Annotated in this window: 12 protein-coding genes; 1 reads left to right on the top strand and 11 read right to left on the bottom strand. The window is 41.1% G+C overall.

Going from position 1 to position 14,444, the window contains the following annotated elements; translation table 11 throughout:
• Window positions 1-4: 4 nt before the first annotated feature.
• Genes MHH31_RS14700 through MHH31_RS14685 form a run of 4 tightly spaced genes read right to left on the bottom strand, consistent with a single transcriptional unit; the run spans window position 5 to window position 4,656 of the window.
• Window positions 5-1,483 (bottom strand): Na+/H+ antiporter subunit D, encoded by a 1,479-nt coding sequence (locus MHH31_RS14700; RefSeq protein WP_342461934.1) that lies wholly within the window; start codon window positions 1,481-1,483, stop codon window positions 5-7.
• Window positions 1,476-1,817, bottom strand: a complete 342-nt coding sequence (locus tag MHH31_RS14695; RefSeq protein ID WP_003213576.1) for a Na(+)/H(+) antiporter subunit C — start codon at window positions 1,815-1,817, stop codon at window positions 1,476-1,478. The genes MHH31_RS14700 and MHH31_RS14695 overlap by 8 nt, the downstream gene beginning before the upstream one ends.
• Complete coding sequence (locus MHH31_RS14690) at window positions 1,817-2,248, bottom strand: Na(+)/H(+) antiporter subunit B (RefSeq protein WP_008345843.1); 432 nt, start codon at window positions 2,246-2,248, stop codon at window positions 1,817-1,819. The genes MHH31_RS14695 and MHH31_RS14690 overlap by 1 nt, the downstream gene beginning before the upstream one ends.
• Entirely contained in the window at window positions 2,245-4,656 is a 2,412-nt protein-coding gene (locus tag MHH31_RS14685; protein ID WP_058336866.1) for a Na+/H+ antiporter subunit A, read from the bottom strand. Before MHH31_RS14685 ends, MHH31_RS14690 begins: the two co-directional genes overlap by 4 nt.
• A 219-nt stretch (window positions 4,657-4,875) precedes the next feature.
• Here MHH31_RS14685 and MHH31_RS14680 point away from each other — a divergent pair, with 219 nt between their 5' ends.
• Window positions 4,876-5,085 carry a hypothetical protein gene (locus tag MHH31_RS14680; RefSeq protein ID WP_019744044.1) on the top strand — a complete coding sequence of 70 codons (210 nt, stop codon included), beginning with the start codon at window positions 4,876-4,878 and terminating at the stop codon, window positions 5,083-5,085.
• Window positions 5,086-5,338: 253 nt separating this feature from the next.
• Here the strand turns inward: MHH31_RS14680 and MHH31_RS14675 are convergent, their stop codons facing one another.
• The 7 genes from MHH31_RS14675 to malK all read right to left on the bottom strand — a co-directional run bounded on the left by MHH31_RS14675 (window position 5,339) and on the right by malK (window position 14,329).
• A complete protein-coding gene (locus MHH31_RS14675; RefSeq protein ID WP_017367956.1) occupies window positions 5,339-6,676 on the bottom strand; it encodes a 2-hydroxycarboxylate transporter family protein in 1,338 nt (445 codons plus the stop codon).
• A gap of 179 nt (window positions 6,677-6,855) precedes the next feature.
• Window positions 6,856-7,815: an ABC transporter permease gene (locus MHH31_RS14670; protein ID WP_008345835.1), complete on the bottom strand. Its 960-nt coding sequence runs from the start codon at window positions 7,813-7,815 to the stop codon at window positions 6,856-6,858.
• Window positions 7,816-8,862: an ABC transporter permease gene (locus tag MHH31_RS14665; protein ID WP_025207902.1), complete on the bottom strand. Its 1,047-nt coding sequence runs from the start codon at window positions 8,860-8,862 to the stop codon at window positions 7,816-7,818.
• Entirely contained in the window at window positions 8,855-10,390 is a 1,536-nt protein-coding gene (locus tag MHH31_RS14660; RefSeq protein ID WP_058336865.1) for an ABC transporter ATP-binding protein, read from the bottom strand. Before MHH31_RS14660 ends, MHH31_RS14665 begins: the two co-directional genes overlap by 8 nt.
• Before the next feature lie 159 nt (window positions 10,391-10,549).
• Window positions 10,550-11,632 (bottom strand): BMP family protein, encoded by a 1,083-nt coding sequence (locus MHH31_RS14655; protein WP_017358951.1) that lies wholly within the window; start codon window positions 11,630-11,632, stop codon window positions 10,550-10,552.
• Between the two features lie 395 nt (window positions 11,633-12,027).
• Window positions 12,028-12,735: a response regulator gene (locus tag MHH31_RS14650; protein WP_024719723.1), complete on the bottom strand. Its 708-nt coding sequence runs from the start codon at window positions 12,733-12,735 to the stop codon at window positions 12,028-12,030.
• Window positions 12,728-14,329: a malate sensor histidine kinase MalK gene (malK, locus tag MHH31_RS14645; protein WP_017367953.1), complete on the bottom strand. Its 1,602-nt coding sequence runs from the start codon at window positions 14,327-14,329 to the stop codon at window positions 12,728-12,730. Before malK ends, MHH31_RS14650 begins: the two co-directional genes overlap by 8 nt.
• Between the last annotated feature and the right edge of the window lie 115 nt (window positions 14,330-14,444).

The raw sequence follows: 14,444 nt of genomic DNA, 5'->3' as shown, positions 1-14,444 counted from the left end.
TCATCTACTCCTTCAGCACAGCTTGAATATATTTTTCTGGTGTTGAAAGCATTTCCGCAGCTTGATTGATATAAGGTGCAATGAATTCTGTGCCTAATCCAATCGCAAGCGATAAGATAACAAGCAGTACCCCAGGATACACCATTCCTCTAATGGATGGCTTTCTTCTTCGCATATCCTGATCCTCTCCCCAAAACGCGAGCATGAAAATCCTCATAACAGAATAAAGGACAAGAAGACTGGACAGTAAAATAAGGATAGAGAACGTCATGTACCCAGCAGAAAACCCACCTTCAACAATTTTCAGCTTGCCAACAAATCCACTAAGCGGAGGAATACCCGCAAGTGATAAAGCCGATATGAAGAACATCCAGCCGAGTAGAGGCTGGGATTGAATCAGCCCACCCATTTTTTTCAGATGATTGGTTCCAGCATACACAAACAGTGCCCCTGCGAGCATAAATAGAGCTCCTTTGATCACCATATCGTGAATGAGGTAATAAATGGCGCCTTGAAGTGATGCCGGTGTATTGGCCGCAATCCCAAACAAAATGACACCAACAGCTGTGACAATGTTATAAATCACAATTTTTTGCACATCAGAATAGGCGATAGAGCCAATGACACCGAATATAACCGTTAGAGCGGCTAGCCAAGCCATAATTGTATGTGTAAAACCTGTATCATGTATAAAGATGAGCGTAAAGACTCTGGCAATCGCATATAGCCCGACCTTTGTCAGCAGTGCGCCAAACAAAGCTGAAATCGCTGCCGGCGGTGCATGATAAGAACCTGGCAGCCAGAAATAAAGCGGGAAGACCCCAGCTTTTAAGCCAAATACAATCAGGAACAGAATGGCAATCACGGTGATTAACCCTGTTTGCCCAGATTCAGCTATTTTCACACTTAAATCAGCCATGTTCAGTGTGCCTGTGACTGCATATAAACACGCTACGCCAACAATAAATAATGCCGATGAGATAATATTAAACACAATGTATTTCAGTGATTCACGAAGCTGAGGCTTTGAACCACCCAGAACAATGAGCATATAAGATGCCATCAGCAACAATTCAAAGAAGACAAACAGGTTGAAAATATCTCCCGTTAAAAAGGCACCACTGACGCCAGCTAACAAGAATTGGACACCAGAATAATAGAACAGCCGCTCTCTTTCTTTCCCAATCGTTTGAAAGGAAAAAAGAACCGTGACAAGTCCAACAATGGAAGCGGTCAAAACAAGAAGTGCAGCAAACTGATCGGCCACAAGGGCAATGCCAAACGGTGCTTTCCAGCCGCCTAGGTAAAGGGTTTGTATGCCGTTTGTGAAAATCGTTTGGACCAAATAGACATTACAGATAATGGCTAAAAGAGATGCAAACACACTAAAGCCTCTCGACAGCATGGTGTTTTTATTCATAAAAATCAATAATGTAGCAGCTAGTAATGGTATTAATATAGGCAGGATCACGAGATTATTCATGCTGATCATTTCCTCTCATTTGATCCATGTCATCTGTTCTCAGCTCTTGGAAGGCACGGAAGGCCATCACGAGCAAAAAGGATGTTACACCAAAAGCAATGACAATGGCTGTTAAAATTAATGCTTGTGGCAATGGATCTACATAGGATGTGAGCCCCTCTTTCAAAATAGGAGGTGCTCCCTTTTTTAAGCCGCCCATTGTTAATAGAAGCAAATGGACGCCGTGACTTAAAACGGCAGTACCGACGATGACCCGCAGAAGGCTTTTTGAAAGCATTAAATAGGTCGCTGCCATAAAAATGATTCCGACGATAATAGACATTAGAAATTCCATTATTCCTTCTCTCCAATCGTTTGAATAATGGTCATGGTGACACCAACAACAACTAAATACACACCGATATCAAACAGGACCGCTGTCGCCAGTTCTGTTTTCCCTAGAAACGGCAGTTGGAAATAATCAAATGCATGGGATAGGAAAGGTGCTCCGAACAGAAAAGATCCCATACCTGTTAGGATGGCAACGAGCAAACCGACACCAGCCACATAAATAAAGTCAAATGGTAAAATGCGTCTGACTGTTTTAAGGTCATAGGCTAAAAGCAGAAGGACGACAGCACCAGCACTCATCAAACCGCCAATGAATCCTCCGCCAGGATTGTTATGTCCTGCAAGAAATAGGTGAAGTGAGAAAAGCAAGATGATGAATGCTGTAATTTTAGTAGTGACTTGTAAGAGCATATCATTCGTATCAATCTTTCTCATCGCCGTACGCCTCTCTTCCGTTTTCCTTGTGCTTTTACCTTCAATAATCCATAAATACCGAGTGCCGCAATGGCCAGCACTGTAATCTCAAAGAGTGTATCAAAGCCCCTGAAATCGACAAGAATGACATTGACAATATTGTCTCCGCCAGCCAGTTTGTAGCTGTTTTCAATGAAGTACGTGGAAATCGTGTCAAGAGACTGCTGGCTTGTGGAAGCGAAAGCAAGACAGGTGACAACGACTCCAACACCTAATGAGATGATCAAATTTGTTAATTTAAATCTTCGTGTTTTTTGCTTCAGACTCAGCTTTGGCAAATGATAGAAGCAAAGTAAAAACAGCGCGACAGAAATGGTTTCAATAATGAGCTGTGTCAGCGCAAGGTCAGGTGCTCTGAAAATCACGAAGAACAATGACAGCGTGTAGCCCATAACACCTAGCGCAATAATAGCTGTTAAGCGTGAACGAGCAAATACAGTCGTGACTGTCGCTGCGACCATCACAAGTGAAAGGATGGCTTCGTACGTGCCGATTGATGCAGCGTGCTCAGTTTGAAATGAGAAGGCTTGCTTGTAGAACATCACGCTGCCCAGCACGATAATCATAAAACCAAATACATAGACAAGATAGTCACGAAGGAATCCTGTCATATAGCTGTTTGTTAGGCGGTATGACCCTTTTTCTACACCTATAAGCGACCGATCATACAAAGCGTTAAATGACCATTTTTCTTTAAATATGTTGTACATTGGGCGCCATTTTGACAGCGTTAAATAGCCAATGGTACCGAGCGCAACTACACCAATTGTCATGTAAAGCTCTGGCTGGAATCCATGCCACGCTTCAATTTTTACGGCAAAGCGGCTTCCTGTTTGAATGGCTTCAGGAATGATCGCTTGAATGGCAGGTTCAATGACAGAATAGGCAAGAATATTAGGGAAAAAGAAAAACGTGACCACAAGTGCAGCTAAAATAATTGGCGGGATCAGCATACCAATCGGTGCTTCATGCGGTTTTTTCTCCAATTGGTCGACATTCAGACGGCCTCTAAATGTTTTGAAGACGATCATCATACTGTAGATGAACGTAAACACACTAGCGAGCCAAGCGATAGCAGGGAAGACAGCCCCCCATGTTGAAACATCCGTAAAGCTGATATCAGAAATCCGAATCATACTTGTGAAAAATAGCTCTTTACTTAAAAATCCATTAAAAGGCGGGAGTCCAGCCATCGAGAATGTACCAATTAACGTAATTGTAAAGGTAATTGGCATAATGGTCATTAATCCACCTAATTTGCGAATATCACGTGTACCTGTTTCGTGATCGATAATCCCTGCTGCCATAAAGAGACTTCCTTTAAAAGTCGCGTGGTTAATGAGATGAAAAATAGCAGCAAGAACGGCTGCGCCAAAAAAGGCAGGGTTGTTTTCATGAATGGCAGCTGCGCCTACTCCTAGCATGAGCATAATCATACCGAGTTGACTCACTGTCGAGAAGGCCAGAATGGCTTTCAAATCATTTTGCCGAACGGCGTGGAAAGATCCCCAGAATAGTGTGATAAGTCCGACAATCGAAATGGTCCAAAACCACACCTCTGATATAGCAAAAATCGGACTAAAGCGGGCAACCAGATAAATACCGGCTTTGACCATAGTAGCAGAATGCAGATAACTGCTTACAGGGGTTGGTGCTTCCATAGCATCAGGCAGCCAAATATAAAATGGGAACTGCGCTGATTTCGTGAAGGCCCCTAGTAAAATGAGAACCATCGCAGGGATGAAATAAGGTGATGCCATAATGAGCTGAAGCTGATTGACTGCTTCGCGAATACTGAATGAATCAGTGATCAGGTAAATGAGGATGAAGCCGCCAAGCATAGCTAATCCGCCAAACACAGTAATAAGCAGTGATTTGGTTGCTCCGTAACGAGAACGCTCACGCTTATACCAATACCCAATTAAGAGGAAGGAAGAGATACTTGTTAGCTCCCAGAACAAATAAAGTACGACCATGTTATCAGAGAGGACAACACCGAGCATAGCGGTCATAAACATTAATAAATACGTATAGAAAGAGCCAAGCTGTTCTTTTTCCTTTGATAAGTAGAAAATACTGTACAGTACCACAAGTGCACCAATACCTGTGATGAGTAAAGCAAATAACAGGCTGAGACCATCTACATATACAGTGAAATTCATCCCTAGAGAGGGAATCCATTCAGCTTGTGAGAACAACGTTCGTCCATTCGAGGTGATCTGGAGCATTTGGATGAAATAGGTAAATAAAAGAATAGGCAAGATGAGAACAAACCATCCTGTATGTATACGCCTTACGTATTTAAAAAGAAAAGGGACGACAAAGGCAAGTAAAAAAGGTGATAGGATGGCGAAGTGAATAAGCTGCAAGAAAATGAACCTCCTTTGATCAATATAAATTCACGTTCTAAAGAACTGGTAATTAAAATTATAGCGTAAATACAGACATAGTGCATTGGTTTGAACTGATTTACGACAAATTGAATTTGTTTTGAGTTCTTTTGACCACAAAAAATATTTTATCAAAAATGAAACTCGTTGTATATTGTTTTGTATTTCGTACATGCTTTTCTTAAAGGAGCTGATCAAATGAAACGAAAGATCGCCATCAGCTTAAGCATATTCTGCACGATTTTAGGAGGAGCATTCTTGATTGAACGAAATGATCAAAAAAGGTGGCAGGCCGGGAGTGAATGGCCGCTATTTTCTGAACAACTCCTCCATATGACCTATCCGCAGGCGAAACAGTATCCTTTTCAGCCTCGGGAGTATATACGAATTGTATTAGCTGATGAATGAGGATGTATGGGAGAAAAGAAATATAAAAAAAGCATGTCCCTTACGAAAAGGACATGCTCAGCGTGTAGACAAACCCTCGCATTCTTTGTCAGTCCTGCGCTCCGGTGCTCACGAATGTCAGGTTCTTCCTAGACTGCAAAGGTTTTCTATCACGCTGAAAAGAAGACAAAGGGCTAAAATAAAGTACATTTTAGCCCTTTGTCAATTATCTGAGCATGTCCCTTACGAAAAGGACATGCTTTTTGTTTCTTTTTTAAGTAAACATTCTAAGTAAGATTGTTGCGCAAATAACGGTTGCTGCTCCGCCAAGACGTGTAGAGACTTGAGCGAAAGGCATAAGGCCCATTCTTCCAGAAGCTGAAAGAATCGCAACATCACCAGTACCGCCTAATCCACTGTGACAACCAGTCACAATGGCAGATTCAACTGGATACATGTTCATGAATTTACCAACAAAGTAACCAGAACCAACCATGCCTAGAACAACAGCAATACATACACATACGAAAGGAATCGAAATAACAGTGGCCACATCATCAAGTGGAATGTATAGAATTCCTAAACCAACCATTAGAGGCCATGTAAAGCTTTTCGATACAAACTTGTAGAACTGCTGTGAGCCGTTTTGCAAATGCTGAGGCATCACGTTTAAGTATTTGATTAATGCAGCAAGAACAATCATTAAGATTGGACCTGGAATATGAACAAAACTTTCTAATAAGCCGCCAAAGATAAAGGTTGTACAAGCAACAAGTACACCTGCACCCATTAAGCTGAAGTCAACTTTAGTATCCATGTCAGGCTGTTCAAAGATTTCATTTGCTTCTTTTGATTTAACAAGTCGTCCATTCCCGTTTAGTTCAGGACGTTTTTCACCAAGCTTTTTCATTGCGCCAGCACAAATGATGGCAATGACGTTCCCAATGACAGCAGCCGGAATCAATTGAGAAATTAATGACTCTGCTGATACACCAAGAATTTGTGAATAAGCAATTGATAATGGCAATATCCCTTCACCGACACCACCGGCAATAATCGGTACAATGATAAAGAAGAACGAATGATGCGGTGTGTAACCAACTAGAAGACCCACTAGAATTCCAGCAGCTACAGCTGTAATTGTACCTGCAACAAGAGGAACAAACATACGAATAAGGCCTTGCACTAAAACAGTTCGTTGCATTCCAAGAATACTACCTACTACAAGAGCAGATATATAGAAGTATAGGAAGTTCGACGTTTTCATCAGAGACGTAACCGCTTCCAACGAGTTTGGATTCAGAACATGAAAAAAGACCAGGAACGATGGTACGAATAAAGAAAGAATCGCCGGTCCACCAATATCTTTTAAGATTGGAATACGTTGTCCTACATCTCCTAGGAAAATCCCCAAAATCATAATAACAGCGAAACCACCAAGCATATTTGCTGGAATTTTATTAAAATAAGCGGCAGTTAAAATAATCGCTGCAAGCACTATATACACAGGTAGATCAATAACACCAATTTTCCAAGAAAGAATTTTTCGGAAAACGCTTTTATTATTGTCAGAATCGTTTGTAATCGATTTCAATTGTTGTGTATTAGCCACATAAACACCCCCAAATGCTATTTGTCTCAATTGTAGAAGATTCTGTGACACTCATCTATTTATTAAACTAAATTAAGTGTAATAAAAGTAAAATAAACGGGGGTTTTGTCGTTTTTATCATACAAAAATCCCCTGAAGATAGTTTGTCCTTCAGGGGATTGATCATACATGGTATTTATTTATCGTTTTCCTTTTAAATAAGGGGTACCAAGTGCTTTTGGTGCGTCTGCTCGTCCAATGAAGCCAGTAAGAGCTAGGATCGTCAGCACATATGGTGCAATGAGCATGTACACGTTCGGGATATCTTGAAACAGCGGAAGCAGAGAGCCAATGATGCTTAAGCTTTGTGCAAATCCAAAGAATAAAGCAGCGCCCATAGCGCCAAATGGGTGCCATTTCCCGAAAACAAGGGCGGCTAGCGCAATGAAGCCTTGTCCTGTAATGGTGGCGTGTGAGAAATCAAGAGCGATGGTCGATGCATACACAGCTCCGCCAAGACCGCCAAATAGACCACTAATGAAGACGCCGATATAGCGCATCCGGTATACCTTGATTCCCATTGTATCAGCTGCCATTGGATGCTCTCCGACTGCACGAAGTCGCAAGCCAAACGGCATTTTAAATAAAACAAACCAAGCGACAACCGCAAGAACTAATGCGAGAATGGACGTATAATACACATCTTTAAAGAAAATATCACCAATGATCGGAATGTCACTTAAAAGGGGAATATCTCCTTTATAGAAAGGTTCTGTAATTTTATCCGTTTGTGCTTTGCCATAAATCAGTTTGACAACAAACAGCGTAGCACCAAGGGCAAGCATGTTAATCGCAACACCACTGACCGTTTGATCTGCTCTGAACGTAATAGTGGCAACAGCGTGAATGAGTGAGAACACGCCGCCAATGGCCATACCAACAAGAAGACCGAGCCACGGGGTCAAGGCACCAAACGTATCAGCAAACATTAAGTTAAAGATAATACTAGAAAATGCTCCGACGACCATCAAACCTTCAAGACCGATATTGACGACACCTGATCTTTCTGAAAAGACGCCTCCAAGAGCGGTTAAAATAAGTGGTGCAGCATATACAAGTGTAGCCGGGACGATGATTTCAAGAATTTGCAGAAATCCCACTTATTTTCCCCCCTTTTTCTTCAATTGTTGAATGACAAGACGGATGATATAGCTTGAGGCAACGAAAAGAATAATGATCGCAATCACAATATCAACGACCTCAGTCGGTACGCCAGATTCAAGCGGCATGTTTAAAGCACCGACTTTCAATCCACCAAGCAATAATGCCGCTAAGACGACACCAATAGCTGTATTTCCGCCTAATAAGGCAACAGCGATTCCATCAAAACCAACGCCAGTGAAGGCATCTTTTATTGATGCATATTCAAAGGTTCCGAGCCCTTCCATCGCACCTGCAAGCCCTGCAAAGGCACCAGAAATGAGCATGGAATATATAATGTTTTTTCTCACATTCATTCCAGCATATTGGGATGCGTGTTGATTCATACCAACAGCACGCAATTCAAACCCTTTAGAGGTTTTTTGGATAATGATCCACATAATAACGGCAGATAGGACAGCTACAATGATTCCGTTATGCATGCTTGAAAAATCAGTGATTTTTTCAAAAAAATCAGAGTGTAATGAGGCAGTCGAATTAATATTATCTGTTTTATCTTTATGATCTGTAAGAACATTTGTAATAATAAAATTAGTCACATGAAGTGCAATGTAGTTCATCATAATAGTGACAATCACTTCATGAACATAAAAACGTGCTTTTAAAAACCCAGGAATAAAGCCCCATAATGCACCAGCAGCAGCTGCAGTGATCAGTGCAAGAGGCAGGTGGATATACGCAGGTGCATGGACGGTTGTTCCTATCCATACAGATGCAATCCAGCCAATGAGAAGTTGACCTTCTACCCCGATATTAAAGAGGCCTGTCCGAAATGCAAAGGCAACAGCAAGTCCTGATAAAATATAAGGCGTGACTTGTCGGATGGTTTCTCCCATATAATACGTTTCACCGAATACGCCATTCCAAAGGGCGCTATAACCTTCGATGACACTATAACCGCTTGCCAGCATAATGATGGCCCCAACGAAAAGACCAAGTACAATGGCTATAAGCGGAATCAGCAGATTTGTTAAGCGATTAGACATTTGCTTCTTTCCCCACTTCCTGTTGCGTACTTCCAGCCATTAACAGACCAAGTTCTTGCTCTGTTGTTTCTTTTGGATCAACAATGGCAATAATGCTGCCTTCGAAAATAACGGCAATCTTATCACTGACATTGATAATTTCATCAAGCTCAAAGGAGATGAGCAGAACGGCTTTGCCTGCATCCCTTTGTTCAATCAGACGCTTATGAACAAACTCAATGGCTCCGACGTCAAGTCCGCGTGTCGGCTGTGCGGCAATTAATAAATCAGGATTTCGGTCCACTTCACGGCCAATAATGGCTTTTTGCTGGTTACCCCCTGATAGCGCACGTGCTTCTGTATATTCACTAGGTGTCCGTACGTCGTATTCAGCAATGATTTGTTTTGCTTTTTGATAAATATTTTTCATATTCATCAAGCCAAACTTCGAATATGGACGCTGATAATACGTTTGTAAGGAAATATTTTCTCCAATTGAAAAATCAAGGACAAGTCCGTGCTTATGACGGTCTTGAGGAATGTGTCCGATACCAGATTCTGTGACCTTACGAGGCGGGAGATTTTGAATGGCTTTCCCGTTTAGCATGATCGTGCCAGATTCGGATTTTTTCAGACCTGTAATGGCTTCAATTAATTCAGATTGACCATTTCCGTCTACACCCGCAATTCCGACAATCTCACCGGCTTTCACTGATAAATTGAGTTGTTTCACGGCTTCAATTCCTCGCGTATCTTTGACAGTGAGATCTTGAATTTGCAAGACTTCTTCAGCAGGGGAGGCTGCTTTTTTGTCTGTTTTAAATGAGACTTCGCGGCCGACCATTAAGCTGGCAAGCTCGTCTTTGTTTGTGTGTTCCACATCAAGTGTACGAATACCTTGCCCTTTTCGGATAATGGTCACGCGATGACAGGCATCCATAATTTCTTTTAGCTTGTGGGTAATTAAAATAATGGATTTGCCTTCATTGATTAAGTTTTTCATAATTTGTATGAGTTCTTTTATTTCTTGAGGTGTTAAGACGGCTGTTGGTTCGTCGAAGATCAAGATGTCAGCGCCGCGGTATAGTGTTTTTAAGATTTCTGCTCGCTGCTGCATACCGACTGAGATGTCAGATACTTTAGCGGCAGGATCTATTTTCAGTCCATAACGGTCAGAAAGTTCCTGCACTTGCTGAATGGCTTGTTCTTTGTCAATCTTTCCAAATTTCTTTGGCTCTTTTCCTAAAATGATGTTTTCAGCCACAGTAAATGTATCAACTAGCATAAAATGCTGATGGACCATTCCAATGCCTAAATCACTTGCATCATTTGGACTTGAGATTGTAACCGTTTTTCCGTGTACCTTGATTTCACCTTTTTCAGGCTGATACAGTCCGAAAAGCACGTTCATAAGCGTTGATTTTCCAGCGCCGTTTTCACCAAGCAGCGCATGAATTTCGCCCTTTTTTAGCTGTAGCGTAATGTTATCATTTGCTACAATGCCAGGGAATTCTTTGCGTATATTCAACATTTCAATGACATAATCCACAGGTTTAACCGCTCCTTTTTTAGGGTGCTGATGAAGATAAAAACTAGCAAAAGAAAAGCTGCAAAACAAGGCTGCAGCTTTTCTTTTACCACCTTTTACGGATAAAGAGGAGGTAAAGGAGAGGCAAGGGGATAAGACGCGCTTATCCCGATGCACAAATTAAGCTTTAAAATCTTTTAGTTCATCACGTGTTGCAGGGATTTTCACTTCACCCTTGATGATTTTTTGTTTCCATTCTTCGATTTTCTTCAATACATCTTTATCAAGATTCTCTTGAGATGGAGAGATGTCAACGCCGCCTTCTTTCAGACCGTACGTGATGACTTCGCCACCAGGGAATTTACCTTCTTTTGCTTTTGTTGTTAAGTCTTGTACCGCTGTGTCTACTTTCTTAATCATAGAAGTAAGAGTGACACTTTGTTTTGTTCCAGGTACTTTACCTTCGTCATACTGGTCTTTATCAACACCAATGACCCAAACATTTCGATTTGGATCTGCCTTTTTTAAATTGGTTGCTTCTGTAAAGACACCCGTTCCAGTACCTCCAGCTGCATGATAAATAATGTCAACGCCAGATTTGTACATACTTTCAGCTGTTGCTTTACCGATGTCTGCTTTATCAAATGCACCAGCATATTTCACTTCAACTTTTGCTTTTGGATTAGCTGCTTCAACGCCTGCACGGAAACCAACTTCGAATTTTCTGATTAATTCAGAATCAACGCCGCCAACAAAACCAATTTTGTTTGATTTTGTAGAAAGAGCCGCTGCAACACCTACAAGGAATGACCCTTCGTTTTCGTTAAATGTAATACTAGCTACGTTCTTCTTATCAACAACTGCATCCACAATTGCAAATTTGGAATCTTTTCGCTGATCAGCTATTTTAGAAATGGCACTCTCCATTTTATAGCCGATACCATAAATCAGGTTAAATTTTTGTCTAACAAGTGTATTTAAATTTGTTGGATAATCTGCATCCGTTTTTGATTGTAAGTAATCAAAGCCGTTTTTACCTTTTGTTAAATTGTTGTCTTTCCCAAATGCTTGTAAACCTTCCCAAGCAGATTGGTTAAACGATTTGTCATCGACACCACCGACATCAGTTACCATTGCAACAGTGAATTGATCTTTATCTTTTTTGTTTTCACCGCTGTTTGAGCCAGAGTTGCCGCATGCTCCAAGGATGGTTCCTGCTGCTACGACTAAGGACAATGCAAGTCCAATTTTGCGCTTCTTCAAAACATAACCCCCTATAAAATTTAAAAGTTTCAGAAAAGTCTCGCGAAAAAAGACCGACTCTTGCCTTCTCCTATCCTTGTGAAAAGGGTATTTTATCCTGCATTCTTTTGAAATTGATGGAAACAGGAGAGAAGATGTAAGACATCAGACTTATATCTCGTTGAACTAATCAATCATAATTTATCATTTCCCATCGAATAAATAAATAGAAATTTGTTTTATTTTTAAAAAAATGTTAAAAGGCTAAATTCGATGTCTTTTTATGTGCTCAAATATGATATAATGCCGCTTTTATGATGTGCTCTACTACAGTGGAACCACTGATATCAAGGGGTTTGTGACATCGTATGCCATAAAAAAACATCTGGCCTTTGTGAAAGGTCAGATGTGTCAAATTAAAGATATTGCTGAATCAAATTCATGTTGCTTGTATTCAGTTTATATTGGAAAACAGGGCGGCCGATTGTCCCGTATGCCATTTCCACATCAACCACTTCGATATCCTCAAGAAATTTCAAATATTTTCTAATCGAAACTTGGGAGATTTCAGTATGATTGGCTAGGTCTTCGGTCGTGAAAGCCTGCTGACCGAATGATTGAATGCTTGTCCAGATGAGTTTGAGTGTGCTCTTCGTCAGGCCTTTTGGCAGCAGGACTTTTTCCGCCTCTGCTTTTTTATGAAAAAGCTTGGCGTCTAAATCATTTTGAGAGATGCTGTTCATCGTTTGGTATAGGGCATGTTTTCTTTTATATTCTGCCAGTGCTGATTGGAAGCGTTCAAACTCAAAAGGTTTGATTAAATAGTCGACAGCTCCGTTTCGCATCGTTTGCTGTACGACATCCACTTCATTTGCAGCTGAAATGACGATGACGTCAACGGAATGATTTTTCTCACGAATTTCTGATAATAGGGCGAGCCCATTTTGTCCAGGCATATAAATATCAAGCAATACAAGGTGAATGATTTCTGATTTTAAGATGTCTAGTGCCTTCTGAAATGAGGTGGCAATCCCTTTTAATTCAAATCCTTCTATTTGGGTCAAGTAGCGTTTATTCAGCTCCCCGACCATTGGGTCATCTTCTACGATCAACACATTAATCATGTGAATCCTCCTTTTGTTTATATGGAATACGGAGACTAAAGGTCGTTCCTTCTCCTTTTTCGCTTGTGACGATCATATGTCCGTTCAGTTTTTTGATGCTTTGGTCAACAAAGTAAAGGCCAAATCCTCTGTCTTCTCCTTTTGTTGAAAAGCCTTGATCAAACATAATGTCCTGTTCTTCTTTTGTCAGACCGACCCCTGTGTCTGTAATTTCAATATGAAGCTGCTCTTGGACATATCTGAATGAGATGGAGATATTTTTGTTCTCTGTATGGGAAACGGCATCGAGTGCGTTATTTAACAGATTACCGATGACCGTAATAAGGTCATGTGTGACTGCTGGGTCCTCCGAGTTTGGTACCTGTGTACTGCAATTGACTTCTAAAGCTGCGCCTTGTTCTCTGATGTAGCTTTGTTTTCCTAGTAAAAACCCGGCTAAGACTGAGTTTTTCACATGGTTGATGATTTCATTTGTTTCTGTCTGCTGATAAATCGCAATATCTTTAATATAGGTGCCAAGGTCATCATAGTTCTTTAGCTGGACCAATCCTAAAATGACATGAAGCTTGTTCATAAATTCGTGTGACTGGGCACGAAGTGCATTGGCATACATCTTCACCCCGCTCAGCTGCTCAGCCAGGTGTTTGACTTCTGTTTTGTCACGGAAGGTTGCGATCGCTCCGACAATTTCCCCTTTTACCGTAATCGGCACCTCATTAAAGACCAGCTCCAGTCCGTTCATTCTGACATCGCGATCAAGCAGCGGTTTCCGTGTTTCGATTACTTGCTTTAAGCCGCTTGAAGGAAGAAGGGCCTGTACATCTTGTTCTCTAGGGTCAACCATAATGCCCATATTATGAAAAAGACGTTTAGCTTCTGCATTTGCCAGCTTTATTTTACCGTGCTGATCGACGGCAAGAATGCCTTCTTTTGTTGATTCTAGCATAGCGCTTCGTTCTTTTAATAATGTGGCAATTTCATCTGGCTCTAGTCCAAACATAATCTTCTTTACTTTACGTGCCACAATGAGTGCACCGATAATGCCAGATAAAAGGCTTAGCGATGTGACAAAGTAGAGCGGGAGCAGGCTTTGATGAATAATTAAATCAATTTCCTTTAATGTAATCCCAACTGCCACAGCCCCGAGCTGCTTGCCATCTTGGTTATAAACAGGAACAAAGGCACGCATGGACTTGCCAAGTGTTCCAGATGCGGTACTAATATGTTCTTTACCCTGTAATGCCGGTTTTTCATCACCGCCAGCAAACCGCTTCCCAATCTTTTGCGGATTCGGATGTGTTTTGCGGATACCGTTCATATCCATGACGACAACGAATTCGGTTTTGGTAATACGCTGAACACTTGTTGTATATTTTCGCAGTGCTGTATATGATTGATCTTTTTCCAATGATTTTGCTGTGATCGGAGCCTCTGCGACCATTTTGGCAGTGGAGAGGGCGATATCACGTTCCTGCTGATGAATATTTTTGGCTGTTTCTGACCAGATCGTAAAGAATGTGATACAGAGGGAGATCAGGACAACAATACAGACAAAGATCGTGAGCCGTGTTTGCAGTCTTAAAGTTTTTTTCACGAGTATACCCCTAACGCGCAATTTTTTCGTAATAGTAATACTTTAACGGGAAAATGTAAGTTTGTGAAGGAATGTACGTGCAAAATCACAAATTTGATTTAGATTCCAGTTTACT

Source organism: Bacillus sp. FSL K6-1033 (assembly GCF_038630765.1).
Taxonomy (GTDB): domain Bacteria; phylum Bacillota; class Bacilli; order Bacillales; family Bacillaceae; genus Bacillus; species Bacillus altitudinis.
The sequence above is the reverse complement of the archived record's forward strand: the minus strand, read 5'-3'. Positions and strand labels throughout refer to the sequence as shown.